Annotated in this window: 20 protein-coding genes; 7 read left to right on the top strand and 13 right to left on the bottom strand. The window is 64.2% G+C overall.

Going from position 1 to position 22,955, the window contains the following annotated elements:
* The gene (gene hisS, locus AC4D1W_RS11785; protein ID WP_490898843.1) at positions 1–1,338 is read right to left on the bottom strand and encodes a histidine--tRNA ligase; all 1,338 of its coding nucleotides are present in this window, start codon (positions 1,336–1,338) and stop codon (positions 1–3) included.
* A 196-nt stretch (positions 1,339–1,534) separates the two neighbouring features.
* On the opposite strand from hisS, the gene AC4D1W_RS11790 reads away from it, so the two are divergent.
* From AC4D1W_RS11790 to AC4D1W_RS11800, 3 genes are all read left to right on the top strand, one after another.
* Complete coding sequence (locus tag AC4D1W_RS11790) at positions 1,535–2,308, top strand: peptidylprolyl isomerase (protein WP_490898844.1); 774 nt, start codon at positions 1,535–1,537, stop codon at positions 2,306–2,308.
* 51 nt (positions 2,309–2,359) lie between these two features.
* Positions 2,360–3,859, top strand: coding sequence for a DUF349 domain-containing protein (locus tag AC4D1W_RS11795; protein WP_490898845.1), 1,500 nt, complete (start codon positions 2,360–2,362; stop codon positions 3,857–3,859).
* A gap of 151 nt (positions 3,860–4,010) precedes the next feature.
* Positions 4,011–4,622 (top strand): hypothetical protein, encoded by a 612-nt coding sequence (locus AC4D1W_RS11800; RefSeq protein WP_490898846.1) that lies wholly within the window; start codon positions 4,011–4,013, stop codon positions 4,620–4,622.
* On the opposite strand, the gene AC4D1W_RS11805 is transcribed toward AC4D1W_RS11800, so the two are convergent.
* The 9 genes from AC4D1W_RS11805 to pdxT all read right to left on the bottom strand — a co-directional run bounded on the left by AC4D1W_RS11805 (position 4,619) and on the right by pdxT (position 14,762).
* Complete coding sequence (locus tag AC4D1W_RS11805) at positions 4,619–6,922, bottom strand: RelA/SpoT family protein (RefSeq protein ID WP_490891763.1); 2,304 nt, start codon at positions 6,920–6,922, stop codon at positions 4,619–4,621. The two genes, AC4D1W_RS11800 and AC4D1W_RS11805, sit on opposite strands and share 4 nt — an antisense overlap.
* 321 nt (positions 6,923–7,243) lie before the next feature.
* Positions 7,244–8,281, bottom strand: a complete 1,038-nt coding sequence (gene secF, locus AC4D1W_RS11810; protein ID WP_490898847.1) for a protein translocase subunit SecF — start codon at positions 8,279–8,281, stop codon at positions 7,244–7,246.
* Positions 8,278–10,041 (bottom strand): protein translocase subunit SecD, encoded by a 1,764-nt coding sequence (secD, locus tag AC4D1W_RS11815; protein ID WP_490891414.1) that lies wholly within the window; start codon positions 10,039–10,041, stop codon positions 8,278–8,280. The genes secF and secD overlap by 4 nt, the downstream gene beginning before the upstream one ends.
* Positions 10,042–10,108: 67 nt before the next feature.
* A complete protein-coding gene (locus AC4D1W_RS11820; RefSeq protein WP_490891413.1) occupies positions 10,109–10,576 on the bottom strand; it encodes a preprotein translocase subunit YajC in 468 nt (155 codons plus the stop codon).
* Between the two features lie 228 nt (positions 10,577–10,804).
* Positions 10,805–11,926 (bottom strand): Holliday junction branch migration DNA helicase RuvB, encoded by a 1,122-nt coding sequence (gene ruvB, locus AC4D1W_RS11825; protein WP_490898848.1) that lies wholly within the window; start codon positions 11,924–11,926, stop codon positions 10,805–10,807.
* Positions 11,926–12,555 carry a Holliday junction branch migration protein RuvA gene (ruvA, locus tag AC4D1W_RS11830; RefSeq protein WP_490898849.1) on the bottom strand — a complete coding sequence of 210 codons (630 nt, stop codon included), beginning with the start codon at positions 12,553–12,555 and terminating at the stop codon, positions 11,926–11,928. The genes ruvB and ruvA overlap by 1 nt, the downstream gene beginning before the upstream one ends.
* Before the next feature lie 136 nt (positions 12,556–12,691).
* Positions 12,692–13,264 (bottom strand): crossover junction endodeoxyribonuclease RuvC, encoded by a 573-nt coding sequence (ruvC, locus tag AC4D1W_RS11835; protein WP_490891410.1) that lies wholly within the window; start codon positions 13,262–13,264, stop codon positions 12,692–12,694.
* A 30-nt stretch (positions 13,265–13,294) separates the two neighbouring features.
* The gene (locus tag AC4D1W_RS11840; RefSeq protein WP_490898850.1) at positions 13,295–14,053 is read right to left on the bottom strand and encodes a YebC/PmpR family DNA-binding transcriptional regulator; all 759 of its coding nucleotides are present in this window, start codon (positions 14,051–14,053) and stop codon (positions 13,295–13,297) included.
* Positions 14,037–14,762, bottom strand: coding sequence for a pyridoxal 5'-phosphate synthase glutaminase subunit PdxT (gene pdxT / locus AC4D1W_RS11845; protein WP_490898851.1), 726 nt, complete (start codon positions 14,760–14,762; stop codon positions 14,037–14,039). Before pdxT ends, AC4D1W_RS11840 begins: the two co-directional genes overlap by 17 nt.
* A 113-nt stretch (positions 14,763–14,875) precedes the next feature.
* Here pdxT and AC4D1W_RS11850 point away from each other — a divergent pair, with 113 nt between their 5' ends.
* Both AC4D1W_RS11850 and AC4D1W_RS11855 read left to right on the top strand, forming a co-directional pair.
* Positions 14,876–16,156 carry a DUF1727 domain-containing protein gene (locus tag AC4D1W_RS11850; RefSeq protein ID WP_490898852.1) on the top strand — a complete coding sequence of 427 codons (1,281 nt, stop codon included), beginning with the start codon at positions 14,876–14,878 and terminating at the stop codon, positions 16,154–16,156.
* Entirely contained in the window at positions 16,153–16,893 is a 741-nt protein-coding gene (locus tag AC4D1W_RS11855) for a type 1 glutamine amidotransferase (protein ID WP_490898853.1), read from the top strand. Before AC4D1W_RS11850 ends, AC4D1W_RS11855 begins: the two co-directional genes overlap by 4 nt.
* An 18-nt stretch (positions 16,894–16,911) precedes the next feature.
* On the opposite strand, the gene AC4D1W_RS11860 is transcribed toward AC4D1W_RS11855, so the two are convergent.
* On the bottom strand, positions 16,912–18,171 hold the full coding sequence (locus AC4D1W_RS11860) for a CapA family protein (RefSeq protein ID WP_490898854.1): 1,260 nt from the start codon (positions 18,169–18,171) through the stop codon (positions 16,912–16,914).
* Between the two features lie 113 nt (positions 18,172–18,284).
* Here AC4D1W_RS11860 and AC4D1W_RS11865 point away from each other — a divergent pair, with 113 nt between their 5' ends.
* Together AC4D1W_RS11865 and AC4D1W_RS11870 are read left to right on the top strand one after the other, a co-directional pair.
* The gene (locus tag AC4D1W_RS11865) at positions 18,285–20,303 is read left to right on the top strand and encodes a M3 family metallopeptidase (protein ID WP_490898855.1); all 2,019 of its coding nucleotides are present in this window, start codon (positions 18,285–18,287) and stop codon (positions 20,301–20,303) included.
* Entirely contained in the window at positions 20,300–21,010 is a 711-nt protein-coding gene (locus AC4D1W_RS11870; RefSeq protein ID WP_490898856.1) for a GNAT family N-acetyltransferase, read from the top strand. The genes AC4D1W_RS11865 and AC4D1W_RS11870 overlap by 4 nt, the downstream gene beginning before the upstream one ends.
* Before the next feature lie 10 nt (positions 21,011–21,020).
* Here the strand turns inward: AC4D1W_RS11870 and AC4D1W_RS11875 are convergent, their stop codons facing one another.
* Entirely contained in the window at positions 21,021–22,253 is a 1,233-nt protein-coding gene (locus tag AC4D1W_RS11875; protein WP_490898857.1) for a CapA family protein, read from the bottom strand.
* Positions 22,254–22,385: 132 nt separating this feature from the next.
* A partial coding sequence (locus tag AC4D1W_RS11880) for a beta/alpha barrel domain-containing protein (protein WP_490898858.1) occupies positions 22,386–22,955 on the bottom strand: 570 nt, incomplete at its 5' end.

Raw genomic sequence — 22,955 nt, forward strand, 5'->3', positions numbered from 1 at the left:
TCAGCCCTGAGGCAGGACCGCCGGCCACTGATCCTCGACGGGCGGCGTCCATGACGACGGGTCAGCGGACACCTGCTCGCCTGAGCGAATGTCCTTGACCTCGTGGGTGCCGTCCTCCGAGGTGAACCAGACGAACGGGATACCCCGGCGGTCGGCGAATTTGATCTGCTTGCCGAATTTCTCCGCCGACGCTGCAACCTCCACCGGGATGCCCCGGCCGCGCAGTTCCGAGGCGACGTCCTGGGCTGCGGACCACGAGTCGTCATTGGCGAGGGTGACCAGCACCGCGGTCGGGACCTGACGGGTTGCAGTGGCGAAGTCCTGGCTCAGGATACGCGTCACCAGGCGGGTGACGCCGATGGAGAGCCCGACGCCGGGGAAGGACCGGTTGCCCTTGCTCGCCAACGCGTCGTAGCGCCCGCCTGAGCAGATGGATCCGAGGGCCTCGTGGCCGACCAGCACCGTCTCGTAGACCGTGCCGGTGTAGTAGTCCAGGCCGCGGGCGATGCTGAGATCGGCAATCACCTTCCCGGGAGCGCGTTTCGAGGCCTCGGCGATGACCTGCTCGAGTTCCGCCAGTCCCTCGTCCAACAACGGGTCTTCGACACCGAAGGCGCGCACCTGTTCAACGAACGAGGTGTCTTCGGTGCGGATCGCCGCCAGGCTGAGCGCGGCCTTAGCCTGCTCGTCCGTAGCACCCAGTTCCGTCTTCAGCAGTTCGGCAACCCGGTCTGCTCCGATCTTCTCCAGTTTGTCGATGCTGCGGAGGACACCGGGGGTGTCAATTAGGCCGATCCCCCGGTAGAAGCCTTCCGCGAGCTTGCGGTTGTTGATGCGCAGTTGGAAATCGGGGATCGGCAGGGCACCGAGCGCCTCAGCGATCACGAGGGCAAGCTCGACGTCATAGCGGAAAGGCAGGGACCCGTCACCGACCACGTCGATGTCGGCCTGCGTGAACTCGCGGGCACGCCCCTCCTGGGGACGTTCCCCGCGCCAGACCTTCTGGATCTGGTAGCGGCGGAAGGGGAACGCAAGATAGCCGGCATTTTCGACTACGTAGCGGGCAAACGGCACAGTCAGGTCGAAGTGAAGCGCGAGCGAGTCATCGCCTGATACACCTGCGGCGTCCTCATCCTGCAGCCGTGATACCGCATACACCTCCTTGTCGATCTCGCCCTTGCGGAGCAGCTGCCCGACTGTCTCAACGGCGCGTGTCTCGACGCTGGAGAAGCCGTGAAGCTCGAACGTCCGTCGCAGGGTGTCCAGAATGTGCAGCTCCACGAGGCGCTCCTGAGGCAACCATTCGGGGAATCCGGACAACGAGGACTTTCGTGCCATGTAAGCAACTCTCCTTGGGCAATGACGCTTGCGTCCCCAACCAGGCGGTTCGGGATCGTGCGAGGAATCGTGAGGTAAACGGTCGGCTGTGCCTACACTGTCTGCGGCATTCATTTTAGGGGTACGTGGTGGGCCGCGCTAACCCGCCGTCCTATGCCCGAGCAACGCGAAAGAACCGTCGGATCCAGGAGGTCGCGTGGCCATTGACCGACGCGGACGCGAAATGCGCCGTCATATCAGCCAGATCGAAGCACGTCGGGAGCTGAAGCGTACCCAGGAGAAACGGCGCCGGAGGGACAGCACCGTGGCCGGCGTTGCGGCAATAGCGGTCCTGGCCCTTGCCCTCGCTCTTCAGTTGTTCTGGTTCAGTTCGAATCCCACCGCGGCACAGCTGGAAGCTCCCGGAGCTACCGAGAGCTCCACGGCCCAGCCGACAGCCAACAGCGCGAACATTCCGGATCCGTCGGTCGCCGAGGGGAAGGTATTCACCGGTTCCCTTGCCACCAGTGCCGGCGACATCGGCGTACAGCTTGACGGGAACCTTGCCCCGCAGGCCGTCGCCGTCTTCACGTCCCTGGCTGAGGAAGGCTTCTTCGCGGGCAAGACCTGCCACCGGCTGACCACCGCTGAGACCATGGGCGTGCTGCAGTGCGGATCCCTCAACGGCGACGGCGCGGGTGATCCAAACTACCAGTGGGGGCCGGTCGAGAACACGCCGGAGGACGGCGTGTACCCTGCCGGGAGCATTGCTGTGGCCCGCGGAGCAAGTACAGACAGCAACGGCACGCAGTTCTTCATCGTTTACAACGACTCGCAGATTCCACAGAACACGGGCGGATACACCATCATGGGTTCCGTGACCTCAGGACTGGACGTTGTCCGGCAGATCGCCGAAAACGGTGTGGAGGGCGGCGGCGAGGACGGAGCCCCGGCTACTCCTGTGGCGATAGACTCATTAACCCTGCAGTAATCAACCGGGAGGCGGCCGCTGCGCCGTCCATCGAGCGAAAGACTTTTAGCGGTGACAAACAGTCAGAAATCCGACGAAACGCCTGTAACCGAAGCGGCCGAAACCGAACAACCCGACGCTGCCGAGGGCCCCTCTGCTCCTGAGCAGCAGGCTGATCCGGCTCCCGAACAGCAGGCCACCCCTGTTCCCGTTCCCGGCAAGCCCGCACGGCCCCGCCCGACGCCGGCCGCCATCGCCCCCCGGTCCAGCGGTCCTGCAGCGCCCACCGTCGTCGCCGCGCCCCCGATCCACACCACTCCGCTGGAAGAAGCGGAGAAGTTCGCCCGCGTCGAAGAGGACGGTCACGTCTTCCTTCTCGTGGACGGCGAGGAATTCCCCGTCGGTCAGTACCCTGACGCACCGCGTGAGGAAGCACTGGGCTACTTCGTCCGCAAGTACGACGACGTCGCGGGCCAGGTGACGCTGCTTGAGCAGCGGGTGCACGCGAAGGCGCCTACAACGGACATGCGAAAGACCGCTGCGCACCTGGCTGAGCAGGTGGCCGAGCGGAAGATGGTGGGCGATGTCCGCGCGCTCGAAGCGCGTTTGGACGCGCTGATCACCCTGATCAGTGAACTTGAATCCGCTGAGAAGGCGGAGCTGGATGCCGCTCGTTCCCGTGAGCTGGAAGCGCGCGAGGCGATCGTTGCGGAAGCTGAGGACATTGCGGGCCGGGATCCGTCCACGGTGCAGTGGAAGGCCAGCAGCAACCGCATGAATGAACTGTTCGAGCAGTGGAAAGCCGCCCAGAAGTCAGGGATGCGGCTTGGACGCGGCACGGAAGACGCCCTATGGAAGCGGTTCCGCTCCGCCCGTACCGTTTTCGACCGGCACCGGAGGGCCTACTTCTCGCAGCTCGACAATGAGAACGCGGAGGCCAAACGCGCCAAGGAAGCGCTGATCCGTCGTGCCGAGGAGCTGTCCACCTCCACCGACTGGGGCCACACGGCAGCCGAGTACCGCCAGCTTATGGACGAGTGGAAAGCTTCAAAGCGGGCGAGCCGCAAGGACGACGACGCACTGTGGTCACGCTTCCGCGCTGCCCAGGACACCTTCTTCGCCGCGCGTAAGGCGGCGAATGAGGCGATCGACGAGGAGTACGGCGCCAACCTCTCGGTGAAGGAAGCCCTCCTGGCGGAGGCCCGGCAGCTCTTGCCGGTCAAGGACGCTACTGCTGCCCGGAAGGTGTTGCAGTCCATCCGGGATCGCTGGGAGGACGCGGGGAAGGTTCCCCGCGCCGACATGGGTCGCGTTGAGGCGCGCCTGCGGGAAGTGGAAGACGCCGTACAGGCGGCCGAGCAGGAGCATTGGCAGCGCACCAACCCGGAGACGAAGGCGCGCACCAACAGCGCCCTCAGCCAACTGGAAAGCACCATCGCCTCCCTCGAAGAGGATCTGGCCGCAGCAGAGAAAAACGGCGACGCCCGCCGGATTGCCGCAGCACGCGAGGCGCTCGAGGCGCGGCGGCAGTGGCTGGACATGTTGCAGAAGTCCGCACAGGACTTCTCATAGGCACTGGCGTCCTCAGGCGGGTTCTTACAGGCACCGCACGCTGAGGACGCGAGTCCCGGTCGAACCGTTATCCACAGCGGCTCGACCGGGACTTTCTCTTTGTCGGCATGTTGGAGAAGCTGTATGCATGCCATTCACGCAAGGATCTCCCGTGCAGGGGCGCACATCCGCCCGGCGGGACCTTGCCATCAACTCCACGGGCGGAGTGCTGTTCCATGGTGGAACCCTCTTCAGCCACGTGGAGCTGCAGGCAATGCGGCTTGACGGCCTGATGGTCCATGTGTGCGGAGAGTCCTATGTACGCACGGATCAGCCGTCCACTCCAGCCATTCGAGCGCAGTCGGCCATCAACGCCGTTCCCAGGTCGCTGCATCGGCGGGTAGCGCTCGCCCGCCAGAGCGCAGCGTGGGTGTACGGGTGCGCTCCTGCGCCCGCCGTTGTCAGTCTTGTCACAGATCATCGCCGGCGCACCACCGCTCTTCCCCCATTCAGTGAAGCGGTCATGCATCAGGTGACGCTTGGGCCCTGCGATCTTCACACCATCGGCGGGGTGGACGTAACCTCTCCCCTGCGGACGGCTCTCGACGTCGCAGTGCACGGTCAGGATTCGTGGGCCGTGGAGACGCTGAAGAACATCGCTGCAGCGCCGGAACTGCGCTGCCCGCTGCACCTCGTGATCCTCTCGCTGGAGAGTTCACCACGCGTCCCGGGCAAATCCCGTGCATTGGGCAGGCTTCGCGAGGCTATGCGTGTGAGCCGCTAAATACGGCGCTGAGAGCCTGTGGTGCGGTAGACGTCAAACACTCCGTCGATCCGCCGTACCGCGCTGAGGATGTGGCTGAGGTACTTGGGGTCCCCCATCTCGAAGGCGAAACGGGACATCGCCACCCGGTCAGTCGAGGTGTTCACGCTCGCCGCCAGAATATTCACGTGGTTCTCGGACAGCACCCTGGTCACGTCCGAAAGCAGGCTCTTCCGGTCCAGCGCTTCCACCTGGATCTCCACCAGGAACACGCTCGACTGCGTAGGAGCCCATTCGACGTCGACAATTCGGTCGGGCTGGTCCCGAAGCTCCTGGACGTTACGGCAGTCATTGCGGTGCACTGAGACACCGGAGCCCCGCGTGACGAAGCCGACAATCGGGTCGGGTGGAACGGGCGTGCAACAGCGGGCCAGCTTGACCCACACATCTCCGACCCCACGTACAGTCACACCGGAGTCGGAGAACTTGGGCCGTCTCGGCTGGGTGGCGACCGTCGCCTCGGCGATGTCCTCTTCAGCGCCGGCGTGGCCGCCCATCAGGGTGACCAAATGCTCGATGACGTTCTGGGCCGAGGTGTGGCCATCACCGACCGCAGCGTACAGCGCTGAGATGTCTGTGTGGCGCAGTTCCTGGGCTACCGCCATGAGCGCGTCGTGGGTCATCATGCGCTGCAGGGGAAGGTTCTGCTTCCGCATGGTGCGGGTCAGCTGGTCCTTGCCCTTTTCAATCGCTTCTTCCCGGCGTTCCTTGGTGAACCACTGACGGATCTTGTTGCGTGCCCGCGGGCTCTTGACGAATCCCTGCCAGTCCTGGCTTGGGCCCGCACCCTCCGCCTTGGAGGTGAAGATCTCCACCCAGTCGCCGTGGTTCAGCTCGCTGTTGAGCGGGACGAGCTTGCCGTTGACACGGGCACCGATAGTGCGGTGCCCGACTTCCGTGTGCACCGCGTACGCGAAATCGACGGGCGTTGACCCAGCCGGCAACGCCATGACCTCGCCCTTGGGCGTAAACACGAATACTTCGCGGGCGTTGATTTCAAAGCGCAGCGAGTCGAGGAACTCGTCAGGATCCGACGTCTCCTGCTGCCAGTCCACGAGACTGCGCAGCCAACCCATATCGCTGTTGTCCGGGGCACCGCTGGTGCCGGCTCCGCCCTGGTTCTTGTACTTCCAGTGTGCAGCTACACCGTATTCGGCGCGACGGTGCATGTCATGCGTACGGATCTGTATCTCGACGGGCCGCCCGCCGGGTCCGATCACCGTGGTGTGCAACGACTGGTACATGTTGAACTTAGGCATCGCGATGTAGTCCTTGAACCGGCCCGGAAGCGGGTTCCACCGCGCGTGGAGCTGGCCAAGGGTGGCGTAGCAGTCGCGCACGGAATCAACGAGGACCCTTACGCCCATCAGGTCATGGATGTCGTCGAAGTCCTTACCCCTGACGATCATCTTCTGGTAGATGGAGTAGTAGTGCTTCGGCCGCCCCGTGATCGTGGCCTTGATCTTGACCGAGCGAAGATCCTCGCCGATCTGGTCCCGGACCAGGTTCAGGTGCTTTTCACGTTCAGGGGTGCGGTCGCCGACCATCCGCACGATTTCTTCGTAGACCTTCGGGTGCAACGCCGCAAACGAGAGGTCCTCCAGCTCCCACTTGATGGTGTTCATACCCAGGCGATGCGCCAGCGGAGCGAAGATTTCAAGGGTTTCCCGCGCCTTGCGGGCGGAGGACTCCGGTGAGACGAAGCGCCAGGTCCGCGCGTTGTGGAGCCGGTCGGCCAGCTTGATGACGAGGACGCGGATGTCCTTCGCCATGGCGACGACCATCTTGCGGACAGTCTCCGCCTGCGCTGCGTCCCCAAAGGAAACCTTGTCCAGCTTGGTCACGCCGTCCACAAGCATGGCCACTTCCTGGCCGAAGTCCCGACGGATGTCATCAAGGGTGCAGCTGGTGTCTTCGACCGTGTCGTGCAGGAGGGCTGCAGCCAGCGTGGTCCCGGTCATGCCGAGCTCAGCCAAAATCGTGGCAACAGCTACGGGGTGGGTGATGTACGGATCGCCGCTCTTGCGCTTCTGTCCCTCGTGGCTGCGCTCGGCCACCTCATACGCGCGTTTGATGAACTCCAGATCCTCTTTGGGGTTGTTCGCACGAACGGTGCGCAGCAGCGGCTCCAGGACAGGAGAATAGCCAGTGCTTCCGAGCCCGGCCAGGCGTGCGAGACGGGCGCGCGTGCGCTCCCTCCGGCCGGGGGCGCTCGGCCCCTCGGTGGGAACCGACGACGACGGCCCGGGGCGCACCGGCACAGGCGCTACCACTCGGGTTGGTTGCGCGCGGGATTCAACCCCCGAACCCGTGGAAGGTCCGGTTCCGGACGGGCGTCCGGGACCACTGGCTTCAGCCACCCAAAACCCCACTTCCGTTGCAGTTCCAACCAGCCCCACCGGGACAGGTAAGGCTACAACATGCCACACCCTGGTTGACTATCCAAGTTTATCCACCGCTGGAGGTCTCCCCTACACGTTTTGCCTCGAAACGTAAGGATCAATATTTATCTGGGCCTGAGGCATGCAGAACGGCCCGGCACAAGGATGTGCCGGGCCGTTTCAGGATCCGTGTACGAGCGCTCAGCGCCGCCACGCTGTAGCGCAGCTAAGCCGGGACCGTTCCGGTTCCTTCGCTTCGAGCGAGCGACGATGAAGCACCCGCTTTTCCTGCTTCTGGATTTCCGGCTCCTTCATCCGCAGCATCGCGTACAAAGGGGCAGCGATGAACACGGTGGTAAGCGTGCCGATGATGATGCCGACAAAGAGCGCGAGCGACAGGTCCCTCAGGGTTCCTGCCCCGAGGAGCATGGCACCGATGAACAAGATGGCAGCCACTGGCAGGACGGCGACGACCGACGTGTTGATCGATCGGACAAGAGTCTGGTTGACCGCCAGGTTGACCTGCTCGCCGAAGGTCCGTTTGCTGGAAACGTCCACGTCAGCGGTGTTCTCCCGGATCTTGTCGAAGACCACGACCGTGTCATACAGCGCATAGCTCAGGATCGTGAGGAAACCGATGACCGCCGATGGCGTAACTTCGAAGTCGCTGAGCGAATAGATTCCGGCGGAGGTGATCATGACCACCACGAGCGCCGCCATCGCAGCGACCGACATCTTCCACGTGCGGAAGTAGATCGCCATCAGCGCGGCGGCGAGGGCCACGAACACAATCAGGCCAATGATCGCCTGGCGGCTGACGTCCTCACCCCAGGTCGGTCCCACGAAGTTGGAGGTTACATCTTCCTCAGTGACGTCGTAGGCGCCGATCAGCGCGTCGCGGACGCTCAGGGTCTGGTCATCGCTCAGGCGCTCTGTCTGGATGCGCATGGTTTCCGGCGCAATATTTGTCACGCGCGGAACAGCATCTGGCACAACATCGGTGACGGCCTGTTCGCCCGCTGCAATGCTCGTGTCCTGCACGTTGGACACGGTGAACTCGGAACCACCCCGGAAGTCGATGCCCAGGTTGAACCCGCCCTTGATGACCGGGATGAGAAGCGACAGCAGAATAGCGACGCCAGCGATCGCAAACCACAGGTTCCGCTTCCCCACAAAGGGGTAGGACCGTTTGCCGGTATACAGTTCATTTCCGAATTCGGCGAAGCTGAAACGGCTCATCGGTTTTCCCCTTTCTCGGATCCGCGTGCTTGCGCAGCGACGGTCTTTTGTTCTTCAGCAGCTTTCCGCTGTTCCGCCAGGCGCCGCTCGGCGATGGTCATCCGCCGTTCGGCCTCTCCTGCAGAGGCCTTGTTCCGGCCGCGCAGTTCCACCGCCACGGGACGCTCGGCAGGCTTGTGCCGCACGCGCCCGGCACCGCGGTAGAACGGCATTGCGCCAAGGCGCGTCGGATCCATTCCCGACCAGCGGTGGCCTTCCCCGAAGAACCGCGTCATGGCGAGCAGACGCATTACCGGGTGGGTGAACATGAACACGACGACGAGGTCGGCGATAGCTGTCAGGCCGAGGGTGAAGGCAAAACCGCGCACGTTACCGACGGCCACGAAGTACAGCACGACGGCGGCAAGCAGGTTCATTGCCTTGGACGCGAGCACGGTTCGCTTGGCTCGCCGCCAGCCGTTCTCCACAGCCGACACCAGACCGCGGCCGTCGCGGAGCTCATCACGGATGCGTTCGAAGTAGACGATGAACGAGTCTGCCGTCTGTCCGATCGCCACGATGAGGCCGGCCACACCGGCGAGGGACAGCCGGTAGTTCTCGGTCCATCCGAGGATACAAATCGCGAGATAGGTGAGCGCGCCGGCGACAACGAGTGAGGCGATTGTCACCAGGCCAAGCATCCGGTACTGGAACAGCGAGTACGCCGCTACGAGAACAAGACCGATGATGCCGGCAATGAGCCCGAGCCGCAGCTGGTCAGCACCGAGCGTTGCGGAGATCTGCTGCTCGCTCTGAATTTCAAAGCTGATCGGCAGCGCACCGTACTTGAGCTGCTCCGCCAGTGCTGCAGCCGATTCCTCGGTGAAGCTGCCGCTGATCTGCGGTCGGCCGTCGGGGATCACAGCGTTGGTGGTGGGAGCGGAGACGATCACGCCGTCGAGCACGATGGCGAACTGGTTCCTCGGGTCTCCCGAGCCGATGGCGAACAGCCGTTCGGTGACCTCACGGAAGGTCTGAGTTGCCTCATCGTTGAAGTCGATGTTGACAACCCACTCATTCAGGGTCTGGCCCTGCGCACTGCGGGCCATACCGTAATCAGCAGACTCAATCTCGGTGCCACGAACCTCAACCGGTCCAAGGATGTACTTGCCCTGGGTATCCGGTTCACAGGCGACCATGGGCTGATCAGCCGGAGCCGGCTCCACTGCAGGCTGCAGGGCCTCTGGACTGGTGCAGTCAGTGGATTCGAATTCCTGCAGGACTTCGGGCGTGATCCAGTTCGGGTCGCTGGCGTTCGTGGGCTCCGCAGTCGGTGTCGGCAGCTGATCTTCCGGTGTCGGCGTTTCAGCCGCCGGAGCCAGCCCGGGTCCACCGAGCAGTACAGGCCGGAACTCCATCTGGGCGGACGCCTGGATCAGTTCACGTGTCTCCGGTTCAGGTATGCCCGGCAGCGCGACGATCACATTTCGTCCGGACTGGGTGCTGATCTCTGCCTCAGCCACACCGCTGCCGTCGACACGCTGGCGGATGATTTCAACCGCCTGGTCCAACTGCTCGGGCGTGATCTCGTCACTGCCTCCCTGAACCTGCGGCGAAAGAATCATCTGCGTACCGCCCTCGAGGTCGAGGGCAAGCTTTGGTGTCCAGCTGGCGTTGCTCCACAGCGAGCCGCCGCCGAGCAGCAGCGCAAGGAGTGCGAAGACTACGCCGAGCCACACGAGGGTGCGTTTGGCGGCGGAGCCTGGGCCTGTTCGTGCCATGGTGCGTGAATCCTTAAGTGTTGGAACTCGAGACTTGACTTCGGCCATCGGGGCGGCCGAATCAGGATTACTGGTCTTTGTCGTTTCGGTTGCGGGGGTTCTCCCTATTCAACCGCTCAACTGTTTCCTCTGGAGTCTCCTCGCGAAGGGGACGGTCCGCGTCCGTGTCCGCGGTGGTCAGAGACGACGCGTCATCGGGAACCGTGTGCTCTTCCTCAACCACAGGCTCCGGAGTAACGACCTTGCTCAGCGTTTGGGTGTGAACGGTGGCGGTAACACCGGGCGAGATCTCAATGAGTGCCTTGTTGTTGTCATCATCGAGCGAGACGATGGTGCCGAACAGCCCGAAGTTGGTCATGACCTCGGTACCCGGAAGCATCTGGGTACGCTGCGCGGCGACCTCCTGCTTCATCTTCCGCTGCTTGCGGAACATGGTGAAGATCAGGAAGGCGAGGGCCAGCGGAAGGAGCAGGCTGAAGATATCAAACCCGCCACCCGTTGTCTGAGTGGTCTGGGCAACTACATTTGCGAGCACAGAAAAAATCCGTTTCTATATTTGGTCAGCGCAGCCGGACGCCATGCATGCGAACCGACACCGAGTTCCGCGGCCACGCACGGTCTGCGGGAGTACTGCTTTCACGGCCCCTGTTTTCGCAAAGACGAAAACGGAGCAGGGAACCTTCAACAGCGACTCCGTAGCTTTTGACCGCGCGGTGTGCCACACGTCATATCAGTCTACGGTGAACACGGAGCAAGTTACGCACTAGCCCTCGTTGCGGCTCCACCCCGTCTCAGCACCCATCCCGCTTTCGATCTGCGGAACGGAATCCTCCTGGTACACGGAGAACAGGTCCTCCGGCATGGCAGCGGCCACTGTTGGAGGCATGGCGAGCCCGAGGTGCTCCCACGCAGCCGCGGTGGCGATGCGTCCGCGGGGGGTCCGCCCAAGCATTCCTTCCCGGACGAGATACGGCTCAGCGACCGTCTCAACCGTCTCGGGTTCCTCCCCCACCGCTATGGCGAGGGTGGACAGGCCAACCGGCCCGCCGTTGAACTTCGTCACCAATGCGGTCAGGACAGCCCGGTCCAGACGGTCAAGCCCTTTGGCGTCCACCTCGTACATGTCCAGCGCGGCACCGGCGCACCTGGCATCGATGACATCCACGTTGTTCACCAGAGCCCAGTCGCGCACCCGGCGCAACAGCCTGTTCGCGATTCTGGGTGTGCCCCGCGACCGCCCGGCCACCTCGGCAAAGGCCGCGGAGTTGACCCTCATGTCCATCATCATTGCCGAGCGCCGGAGTACGAGTTCAAGTTCGGCCGTGGAGTAAAACTCCAGATGCCCTGTAAAGCCGAAGCGGTCACGCAGGGGTCCAGGCAACAATCCGGCCCGCGTAGTCGCCCCGACAAGGGTGAACGGTGGAAGGTCCAGCGGAATCGCCGTGGCACCCGGTCCCTTGCCGACGATAATGTCCACCCGGAAGTCTTCCATGGCCATGTAGAGCATTTCCTCGGCTGGGCGGGACATACGGTGGATCTCGTCGAGGAACAGCACTTCACCTTCGGTGAGCGAGGAAAGAATAGCCGCGAGGTCGCCGGCGTGCTGAATGGCGGGGCCGGAACTGATGCGCAGCGGTGCGTTCATTTCGGCCGCGATGATCATTGCGAGGGTGGTCTTGCCAAGCCCCGGAGGCCCGGAGAGCAACACATGATCAGCGCTCCGGCCGCGCATACGCGATGCTTCAAGAACCAGTGACAGCTGGCGGCGCACTCTGGTCTGACCGACGAAGTCGTCCAGGTTCTTGGGGCGGAGGGCTGCCTCGACCGCGCGGTCCTCGGGGTCAACCGAGGGAGAAACAAGGGGCTGTTCCTGATCTTCCGCCATCAGTTCACCGAGGCCCGTGCCGAGCTGCGCGCCCCGTCCTGGCCAAGCCTACGCAGGGTGAGTTTGAGGATGGAACCGACATCACCGGTTGCTGCAATCTCCGGCGATTCCTTCACCGCCGAGTCGATGGCTGAGCCGGCGTCCTTCTCCGACCAGCCCAGGCCCATTATGGCGGCGAGGACCTGGGACTGCCAGGCGCCCGCTGCTGTGGTCGGGGAGTCCGTCTCGAGCGGAACGAGCTTGTCGGCGAGTTCAAGCACAATGCGCCGGGCGCCCTTGGGGCCGATTCCGGGTACCTTACTGAACGCCTTGTCATCTCCCGAGGACGCAGCCGTCCGGATGGCGGCCGGCGGGTGAACCGCGAGGACCGCAAGCGCCAGCCTGGGGCCCACTCCACTGACTCCGAGCAGGGTTTCGAAGACCTCCCGCTCCTCCGTGTCAGTGAATCCAAAGAGGGTCATGGAGTCCTCGCGGACGATCATCGAGGTGAAGACCCTAGCCTGGCTGCCCAGACGGAGGGTGGAGAGGGTCTGGGGAGTTGCCTGTACCTGCATCCCGAACCCGTTGACGTCGAGAACGGCCGAGTGCAGGCCTACATGGCTTACTGTCCCGGTCAGAGAGCTGATCATGTGTGCGGCTCCAGGAGCTGAGGATGGAAAGGAATATCACCGAACATATCTACGAATCAGCGTACGGGCAGGGACCGACTATTTCGTTTCCGCCACACCGGGACCAGCCATCGGTGCCTGATCCGCAGGCGGCAGCTCAGCGCCGTCGTCGCGCTTTGGCTTCAGCCTCTGCCCACAGCCGTTGGGCTGCGGTCTGTCCGGAACCGCCCTGCGTCCTTACGGAAGCGGATGACCCGGTGCGCCAGGCGTGCGTGATGGCAAGCGCAAGAGCGTCGGCAGCATCCGCCGGCGTGGGCGCGGAGGCGAGCCGCAGAATCTTCGTAACCATCTTGGTGACCGCCGCCTTATCGGACTGACCGTTGCCGGTCACGGCGGCCTTCACCTCAGTCGGCGTATGGAGGGCAACCGGAATCCCCCGGCGCGCAGCAGCCGCAATCACCACCCCGGAAGCCTGGGCGGTTCCCATCACGGTGCTCACGTTGAGCTGGCTGAAGACGCGTTCGACGGCGAGAACGTCCGGTGCGTGCGTGTCGAGCCAGATGTCCACCGACTCCGCAATCATCAACAGCCGGCGGTCGAGAGTGTGGTCCGAGGGAGTGCCGACCACCCCGACCGCCACAAGCGTGGCGCGACGGTTCGGCTCGACATCGACCACAGCGAGCCCGCAGCGGGTGAGCCCGGGGTCAACCCCCATGACGCGCAGCGTCATCGGTGTTGACCCGGGCGCGCGGCGACAGAACTAATCGTCGCTCTCCAGCTCGGCCATGACGTCCTCGTTCAGGTCTGCGTTCGAGTACACGTTCTGGACGTCGTCAAGCTCTTCGAGCGCGTCCACCAGCTTGAGGAACTTGCGTGCCGCGTCTGCGTCAAGTTCCACCTGCATTGACGGGACAAATTCAATCTCATCGGTCTCGTACTCGATGCCGGCCTCTTCGAGCCCCGCGACGACCGCGCGCAGGTCAGTCGGTTCGGAATGAACATCGAACGAGTCGCCGGATTCCTTGACTTCCTCGGCACCGGCGTCGAGGACGGCCATCAGGACATCGTCTTCCGAGAGGTTATTCTTCGGCAGCGAGACAACGCCCTTGCGTGCGAACAGGTACGCAACGGAGCCGGGATCTGCAACCGTACCCCCGTTGCGGGTGATGGCGACGCGGACCTCTGACGCTGCACGGTTCTTGTTGTCCGTCAGGCACTCGATGAGCAGAGCGGATCCCTGCGGTCCGCGCGCTTCATAGATGATCTCGGAGTAGTCGACGACCTCGCCGGTCAGGCCTGCGCCACGCTTGATCGCACGGTCGATGTTGTCGTTGGGCACAGAGGTCTTCTTGGCCTTCTGTACGGCAAGTTCCAGCGCGGGGTTACCGGACATATCCGCACCGCCGGCGCGGGCAGCAACCTCAATGTTCTTGATCAGCTTGGCGAAGGACTTTGCGCGCTTGGCGTCAATCACGGCCTTCTTGTGTTTGGTGGTAGCCCATTTAGAGTGCCCCGACATGCTCTGCCCTTCTTTTGGCGATCATCGATAGGAAAAGCTCGTGGATGCGGTGCTCACCGGTGACCTCCGGATGGAAGCTGGTGGCGAGCAGGTTTCCCGAGCGGACTGCGACAATTCTAGCGACCGGCCGCGCTTCATCCTTGTCGGCGTCGCGGCCGGCTCCGTGTTCTGCGGGCGGCGTATCCGGTGCGTCGACCTGTGCAAGGATCTTGACCGATTCCCCGACCTTCTCCACCCACGGCGCACGGATGAACACGGCGTGGACGTCAACGCCGTCGCCTGGCAGCTCATCGAACGGCAGGTCCGTCTCGAAGGACTCGCGCTGCCGGCCGAAAGCATTGCGGCGGACTACAATATCCAGCCCGCCGAGCGTCTGCTGCGGATTGCCCTTCAGATCCAGCGAGGGATCGGCGATGGTGTCCGCCAACATGATCATCCCCGCACAGGACCCGTAAACCGGGAATCCGTCCCGGATGCGCCGGCGCAGAGGTTCGGCGAGGTCGAAGGCGCGGGTGAGCTTGTCCATGGTGGTGGATTCACCGCCGGGGATGATGAGGCCCTCGGCCTGCTCCAGTTCGCTGGCACGACGGACCGGAAAGGCTTCTCCGCCCAGGGATTCGATCACCCGGATATGCTCGCGTACATCACCCTGCACGGCGAGAACGCCGACGCGCAGGGTGGAGCCTTCGGAAGGAATGGTGGAAGTCACCACTCCATTCTAGTTTGGCGCGGGGCGGTCCCTGCGAATCGGCCTCCATCACCGCCGCCTCGACCACAGACGTCATGCCTGTGCGCCGTTCAAAGCACGATAAGTTAGAGACCATGTCTGGTCTGTCTAGCTTGAGCGTGCCCCTGGGCAAAACAGTTCGGGCACTTTCGCGTCTGCGCGGCGGTGGTTCGGCATTCCCGGGTCTGGTGGTTGAACGCATCGACCCCGGATTCATGGCGCGGGCCCTACGGAACCTACCCAAGGGTGTGATTGTCGTCAGCGGGACCAACGGGAAGACCACTACCACCAAAATGGTGGTGGAACTCCTTGAGGGCCAGGGCTTGGAGGTCTTCACCAATCGTACCGGCAGCAATTTCACCCGCGGGGTGGCAGCCGCGCTCCTTGGCGAGGTCGATTGGCGCGGACGGCTCAGCGCCGACGTCGCCGTTCTGGAACTGGACGAGGCACATGCCGTCCACTTCGTAAACCTGGTTCCCCCGACCCATTGCCTGTTGCTCAACGTCCTCCGGGACCAGCTTGACCGCTTTGGCGAAATCGACAAGACCACGAGGCTGCTGGAGCAGATCGCGGTGAAGACCACGGGAACCGTAGTGCTGAACCGGGAGGATCCACGGGTTGCCTCGATCGCGTCATCGGTGCGGGACGCTTCTGTGGCCTACTTCGGACTGGACGAGTCGCTCAGGGACACGTTCCCCAGCGACGACGACCTCCGCGGTGCCACGGGCACAGCTCCCGCCTCGAGCCTGCCGGCCGACGTCGTGCTTGAGTCGGTGAATTCAAACACTGCGACGTTCCTGATGGACGGTGAGGCAAGCACCGTGGACCTCACCCTCCGCGGGGTCTACAACATCTTCAACGCCGCTGCGGCGCTGGCAATGGCCCGGATCATCCTGGGCGGTGAATCCAGGCGGGACGCGATGCTGCGCTCGCTCGCAGCGGTCGAGCCGGCTTTCGGCCGTGGTGAGTCCCTGGTGGTGGACGGGCAGCCCCTGGAGCTGGTCCTCGTGAAGAATCCGAGCGGCTTCCGGCTGGGCCTGAAATCCTTCGACGCGGTCGGCTACGCGACGATGATCGCCATCAACGACAACTACGCGGACGGCCGGGACATGTCCTGGCTCTGGGACGTCGATTTCGACAGTCTGGCGGCCGGCGGAGTTGAGATGGTCAGCGGCGTCCGTGCCTATGACATGGCGCTGCGCCTCCAGTACGACGACGTCGCCGCCCGGGACATCGACCCTGACACCGGATCAGCGCTGCGCACCTTCATCCGCAGCGCGAAAGGCCGGCCGAAGCGGATCTTCTGCACCTACACCGCGATGCTCGCCATCCGCAGGGACCTGTCCAAAATTACTGACGTGAAGGTGGTCTCATGAGTTCCGCTACTCCGGCCAGCAAAGGCACCCTGCGGATCCTGCAGCTGTACCCGCGAGATATGAACATCTACGGCGACTGGGGCAACGTACTGGTGCTCAAGCAACGCCTTGCGTGGCACGGGTATGACGCTGTCATTCTCGAACACAACGCCGGTGACACATTCCTGGACGACGCGGACATCCTGATCGGCGGCGGCGGGCAGGACAGCGGGCAGGTAGTGATCCAGCAAGACCTTCAGTCGAACGCAGCGCGCCTTCGGGCGCTGGCTGAAGACGGTACGCCGATGCTCGCGATCTGCGGCCTCTATCAACTCTTCGGGAAGTTCTTCAAGACCCATGACGGCACGGTGATTCCCGGGATCGGCCTCCTGGACATCGAGACGCACGGCGGCAGCGAACGGCTGATCGGGAACGTGGTGGCCCGCAGCGAGGAGTTCGGCGACATCCATGGCTACGAGAACCACAGCGGGCAGACTTTCCTCGGTCCGGGTGTCCGGCCGCTCGCCGCGGTGACCAAGGGCGAGGGGAACAACTCGACGGACGACCATGAAGGGGCAAGACACCTCAACATCGTCGCCAGCTACCTGCACGGCTCCCTGCTGCCGAAGAATCCCGCAATTGCCGACTTCCTGATTCGTGAGGCTGCCACCCGCAAGTACGGCTCGTTCGAACCCGGTGAGGTGGATGACAACATTGCCGAGCTCGCACGCCGGCACGCTGCCGCCCGTCCGCGCTGAGCTTCGCCCGCAGGCCGGTCAGTCTTCCTCGGACACCAGCCACTGGTGAGCGCCGTCATCGGACGCTCCGAAGGTGTCCACCGTCGCCAGGGTGCGCGCCTTGACCGCCGCTTCATGTTCGGGGCTTGAGCAGGCACCGGGCTCTTGATCCGGGGCGAGCGAGCACCAGCGGTACGGGTCACGCACAATGACCGAGGGAAGCCAGGCCAGGTCGCTGACCGTCCACTCCCCCGACTCGTCGGCCGCGAACTGCGCCCGGATGGTGAGCCCCTCGTTGTTGACGTCATACACCGGCGACAGCTCAGTGACGCCGTTACCGAGTCCGTAGACAATCCAGGTGTCGTTGTAGTACTCGATCGGCAGCACGGAGTGCGTGTGGTGGCCGTAGATGAAGTCCACCGCGCCGCTGTCCGCCAGCGCGTGGGCGAGGTCGACCTGCTGCTGGTTGGGCAGCGAAGCATATTCGTCGCCGGCGTGGATGGCGGCGATAACGACGTCGGCCCCCTCCTCGCGAGCCCTCTCCGCCTTCGCGATCATGGTGGGTCTGTCGAGCATGTCCACCTGCCACGGGAACTCGGGAGTCAGTCCGTTGAGCCCGTAGGTGGCTTCGATCACCGCAACCCGCGCCGCCGGCGTCTCAAGGATCATCAACTCCTGGGCGTCTTCTTCGGTGCGGTAGGAGCCCGTGTGTTCCAGCCCGAGCCGGTCGAGCGTGTCCAGGGTGCGTACCAGCCCCTCCGTGCCGGCGTCAATTGTGTGGTTGCTGGCAGTGGTGCATGCCTGGTAGCCGACAGCTTTCGCTGCGTCGAGGATCTGCGGGGGAACGTTGAATTGCGGGTAGCCGCTGAACGGTCCTTCCGGTGTGGCCACCGGCGTCTCCATGTGGCACACCGCCAGGTCGCTGGCCTCGATATACGGGCGTTGTCCGGCGAGGAGCGGCTCGAAGTCGAGGGAGCCCTTGCCGGTCTGCTGCGCATCGACCGCGGCCTGCTCCCACAGCTGCGGGTGCACCAGCAGATCGCCGGAAGCCATGAAGGAGAAACAACGGTCGGTGGGGCAGTCAGGCCCCTTCCCGGGCGTCGGCTCCGGTGTGGGCTCGGGAGCTTCGGAGGTCGCCTGCGCAGTTGCAGGCTCGGAAGAGGCGGAGGGCGCCGTCGTCGTTGGTTCCGCGCCCTGGGTAGTTGGCCCCTCGCCTGCGCCCATACAGCCGGAACTGGCGAGCGTGGAAGCCAGCACCAGCGCTGCCCATTTGCCCCGGAATAGCGTCTTTTGAGACACGAAGACCTCCCTAGATGTGACTCCCAATGATAGGTGCGACCCGGGGTGAAACAACGGAGAAAACGCGCATACCTGCTGGAGCGGCGCTGCACGTTATGCCAAGGTTGGTTCCCATGAGCAACCCTTTTCTGAACCCGAGCACGCTGCCGTACCAGCTGCCGCCTTTCGCGCGGATCCGCGAGGAGGACTTCCTGCCGGCCTTCGAAACCGGTATCGATGAGCACCTGGCCGAGATCGATGCGATTGTTGCCAATCCCGAACCCGCATCCTTTGACAACACGATTGTGGCGATGGAACGCGCGGGTCAGGCCCTTCGCCGGGTCGCGCTGGTGTTCCACAACAACTCGTCCGCGCACTCCACCGAGGGAATTCAGGCGGTGGAGAAAGAGATCGCGCCCCGTCTGGCCGCCCACGAGGACAATATCTATCTCAACGCTGCGCTCTTTGAGCGGGTGAAAGTTGTCGATGTCTCCGGTCTCGACCCTGAATCCGCTCGTCTGGCCGACGAGTACCGGCAGCGCTTCATCCGTGCCGGCGCACAGCTCGACGGCGGCGCACAGCAGCGACTGCGCGAACTGAACGGCGAGCTCTCCCGCCTCGGCACCGAGTTCGGGCAGCGGCTGCTCCGTGATACCAATGCCTCGGCCCTGCTTGTGGACGATGCGTCCGAGCTCGATGGCCTGTCCGCAGACGACATCGCCTCCGCCCGGGACGCCGCCGAAGCCGCCGGTCACGGCGGCAAGTACCTTCTGACGCTCATCCTGCCCACGTCCCAACCGGCGCTGGAATCACTGACCAACCGGGACACCCGCCGACGCCTCCACGAAGCCTCCATCAACAGGGGTTCCCGCGATAACGCGGACAACACCGTTGGTGTCGCAGCAAGCATGGCAGCACTGCGTGCCGAACGGGCGGCCCTCCTCGGCTTCGCCAACCACGCCGAACTGGCCACGGATGACCAGACCGCGCCATCGCTGGACGCGATCCACGACATGCTCGGCAGGCTCGCGAAACCGGCCGTCCGGAATGCGCGAGCGGAGGCCGAACAGCTTGAGGAAGTCGCCGGCCATCCGATCGAGGCCTGGGACTGGTCGTTCTACTCGGAGAAGGTGCGGGCCGAACGGTATGACGTCGACCTCGCCGCGCTGCGCCCCTACTTCGAGCTCGACCGGGTATTGAAGGACGGGGTGTTCTTCGCGGCGAACAGGCTCTACGGACTCACGTTCCATGAACGGGAGGACCTGCAGGGCTACCACCCGGACGTACGGATCTGGGAGGTCCGCGAACAGGACGGCTCCGAGCTTGGACTCTTCCTCGGTGATTACTACACCCGCGACACCAAGAACGGCGGTGCATGGATGAACTCCTTCGTGGAGCAGTCACGGCTGGCCGGAACACGGGCCGTCGTCGTCAACAACCTCAACATTTCCAGGCCGCCGGCGGGCGAGCCCACACTGCTCACCTTCGACGAGGTGCGAACCACTTTCCATGAGTTCGGACACGCGCTGCACGGACTCTTCTCGAACGTCACGTATCCGCTGTTCTCCGGCACCAGCGTGCCGCGGGACTTCGTCGAGTACCCCTCGCAGGTCAACGAGATGTGGATGCTCTGGCCCGAGGTAGTGGGCAACTACGCGCGCCACCACCAGACGGGTGAGCCACTTGCGCAGGACACGATCGACAAACTCGTTGCTGCCCGGCAATGGGGTGAAGGTTTCGCCACGACCGAGTACCTTGGAGCCGCCCTCCTTGACCTCGCATGGCACGAGCTTTCGCCGGGAAGCACGGTGGAGAACCCCCTTGCGTTTGAGACGCAGGCACTGCGCGACGCCGGCGTGGACTACGCACCGGTTCCCCCGCGTTACCGCACCGGCTATTTCAAGCACATCTTCGCCGGCGGCTACTCAGCGGCCTACTACGCCTATATCTGGAGCGAAGTGCTGGACGCGGACAGCGTCGAGTGGTTCAAGGAGTCGGGCGGCCTTACGCGGGAGAACGGGGAGCACTTCCGCCGCGAGCTGCTCTCCCGGGGTTACAGCGTTGATCCGCTGCAGGCTTTCACTGCATTTCGTGGCCGGGCAGCAAGCATCGAACCGCTGCTCGAGCGTCGAGGCCTGGCTGAGCACTCATGACCACGATCGCCGGTTGCCAGCGGCTGCAGCGGACCTGGTTCGCCGCAATGGCGGAGGCGACCGGCGGCCGGACCTTCTCTACGCACGAATGCGACTGGATCTGGCTGCCCGCGCGGCGCGAGCTCATGCTGATGTTTCCCACCTCCCTGTCCCCGGCGGGCCTCCGGCCTGGACTCGCTGAGGGTGTCCGGCTCGGAGCCCGCACCGTTGGGGTGTGGCTCAATGGGGCCGTTCGGGGCCGCGAGCTGGTGGGCTTCGGGTTTGAACCCGGCGGGCAGCCATGGTGGATGAGCGCCCCGGTGAGCGCCGTCAGCGCGTTCGATACTGCCGGCACGTCCGTGACGGCGTCGGTGCCTGAATATTCCGGCGCTCCGGCGAAGGAGCTGGCGCTCGCCCGCTGCGAACCGGCAAGAGCCTGGCACGCGGAAGCACGCGAGCAGGGAGACCTTGCGGGGGCGGCGTACTCCTTCTACGACGGGACCGACAACCCGCGGGCACTCGGCGGGATCTTCAACATGGAGGTGCTCCCCCAGTTCCGGCGCCGCGGACTGGGCACCGCACTGCTCGCGTCAGTCACACAGCAGGCCGCGGCAGCGGGAGCGCGGGAACTTGCTCTGAACGCCACGCCCGAGGGCTACGAGTTGTATTCGCACCGCGGCTTCGAGCTCATCGGCCGCGGGCAGACCTGGTGGCTTCAGCTGGCGTGAGCGGCGCGCATCATTCGCCCGACCACTCGACGGCGCCCGCTTCGGCAGCGCCCATGGACTCCACGGTTGCCCTGGTGCGCTCCCTGCTCGCCGCGTCGGCTTCGGAGGAAACGCAGGCTGTTCCGTCCGCGGCCATCTGCTCCAGCCTGTAGGCGGCGACCGGGCACCAGCGGTGGCCTGGTCCGTTCCAGGTGGCAGGAAGCCAGCGGAGGTCGGCGGCATGCCACCCGCCGTCGTCGTTCTGCTCGAAGGAAACTTCCACCAGGAGGCCCTCCGTGTTGCGGATGTCCGGCGTCAGATGGGCGGCGATGGTGTTACCGAGGCCATAGACAATCCACACACCGTTGTACTTTTCGACGGGCAGGACGGAGTGGCTGTGGTGACCGTAGACCAGGTCGAATTCACCGCTGTCCACCAGCGCGTGCGCAACCTGCTGTTGCTGGGCGTTGGCGTAGTCGGCGTACTCGTCGCCGGCGTGAACCGCCGCCAGTACGACGTCGGCACCGGCCTCGCGGGCGAGCCGCGCCTTGGCGATCATCGAGGCAGGGTCAAGCAGGTCAACCTGCCAGGGGAATTCCGGTGACAGCCCGTTGAGCGCATAGGTGCCCGTGATGATCGCGACCCGGGCGTCCGCCGTCTCGGCGATCAAAGGCTCAGCGGCTGCCTCGGGCGAGCGGTAGGAACCCGTATGGTCGAGACCTGCACGGTCCAGGGCGTCGAGCGTGCGGTTCAGACCGGCTGTCCCGGCGTCAAGAGTGTGATTGCTTGCGGTGGTGCAGGCGTCGTAGCCCAGGTCCGCTACGGCCTCCGCGACCTGCGGTGGGACGTTGAAGGCGGGAAATCCTGAGTACGGGCCCTCGGGATTCGCCAGTGGTGTCTCCTGGTGGCAGATCGCGAGATCCGCGGGGGCCACGTACTCTTCCTGCGCTGAGAGCATCGGTCCGAAGTCAAGATCGCCGCCGCCGTCGACTGCCGCCTGCTCCCACAGTCTTTCGTGGAGGAGGAGATCCCCGGTCAGCACCACGGTGGTGGATGGAGGTGGCTCTTCCGGACTCGGTGACGCGGATGCGTCCTCCGGCGGGCTTGAAGGTCCCGATGACCGTGCGGGCGACGACGTCGGCACTGAACCACTGTTCTCCGGGCCTGCGGGCGCTGGAACGGTTGCGGAACCCGAGCACCCGGGAACCAGCAGCAACGCCGCAAGTACTGCTGTCTGAATGATGGAGGTGGGACGACGGCTCACACGGTCAGCCTAACGCCGTAGCCGGCCGTCAGACCCATTGTCGCGGTGAACCGCGCCGACGACGAAGGGCCGGACGCCGGATAGTTTCCAGGCGTCCGGCCCTTCACAGGACGGGCATTTTTCCGGCAGCGTTTACCAGCCGCGTTCGGCGAGGCGGTGCGGCTGCGGGATCTCCTCAACGTTGATACCGACCATAGCCTCGCCCAGGCCCCGGGAGACCTTCGCGAGCATGTCCGGATCATCATGGAACGTGGTGGCCTTCACGATCGCCGCGGCACGCTCAGCCGGGTTACCGGACTTGAAGATCCCCGACCCCACGAACACACCATCAGCACCAAGCTGCATCATCATCGCCGCATCCGCCGGAGTAGCGATACCCCCGGCGGTGAACAGCACAACCGGCAGCTTGCCCGCAGCAGCAACTTCCTTCACCAGCTCATACGGAGCCTGCAGTTCCTTCGCAGCAACGTACAGCTCATCCTCCGGCAGCGAACTCAGCCGCGCGATCTCCGAACGGATCTTGCGCATGTGCATGGTCGCGTTGGACACATCCCCGGTACCGGCCTCACCCTTCGAACGGATCATCGCCGCCCCCTCATTGATACGGCGCAGCGCCTCCCCCAGGTTGGTGGCACCACACACGAAGGGAACAGTGAACTTCCACTTATCAATGTGGTTGGTGAAATCCGCCGGCGTGAGCAC

The organism is Arthrobacter sp. TJ-170 (genome assembly GCF_058269305.1).

Excerpts from the sequence above, each read along its gene's own strand:
- ruvC (WP_490891410.1), bottom strand. The coding sequence starts at position 13,264 with ATGACGCTGCGCGTCATGGGGGTTGACCCCGGGCTCACCCGCTGCGGG.
- secF (WP_490898847.1), bottom strand. The coding sequence starts at position 8,281 with ATGAGCCGTTTCAGCTTCGCCGAATTCGGAAATGAACTGTATACCGGC.
- ruvA (WP_490898849.1), bottom strand. The coding sequence starts at position 12,555 with ATGATCAGCTCTCTGACCGGGACAGTAAGCCATGTAGGCCTGCACTCG.
- ruvB (WP_490898848.1), bottom strand. The coding sequence starts at position 11,926 with ATGGCGGAAGATCAGGAACAGCCCCTTGTTTCTCCCTCGGTTGACCCC.
- hisS (WP_490898843.1), bottom strand. The coding sequence starts at position 1,338 with ATGGCACGAAAGTCCTCGTTGTCCGGATTCCCCGAATGGTTGCCTCAG.
- secD (WP_490891414.1), bottom strand. The coding sequence starts at position 10,041 with ATGGCACGAACAGGCCCAGGCTCCGCCGCCAAACGCACCCTCGTGTGG.
- AC4D1W_RS11850 (WP_490898852.1), top strand. The coding sequence starts at position 14,876 with ATGTCTGGTCTGTCTAGCTTGAGCGTGCCCCTGGGCAAAACAGTTCGG.
- AC4D1W_RS11840 (WP_490898850.1), bottom strand. The coding sequence starts at position 14,053 with ATGTCGGGGCACTCTAAATGGGCTACCACCAAACACAAGAAGGCCGTG.
- AC4D1W_RS11865 (WP_490898855.1), top strand. The coding sequence starts at position 18,285 with ATGAGCAACCCTTTTCTGAACCCGAGCACGCTGCCGTACCAGCTGCCG.
- AC4D1W_RS11855 (WP_490898853.1), top strand. The coding sequence starts at position 16,153 with ATGAGTTCCGCTACTCCGGCCAGCAAAGGCACCCTGCGGATCCTGCAG.
- AC4D1W_RS11870 (WP_490898856.1), top strand. The coding sequence starts at position 20,300 with ATGACCACGATCGCCGGTTGCCAGCGGCTGCAGCGGACCTGGTTCGCC.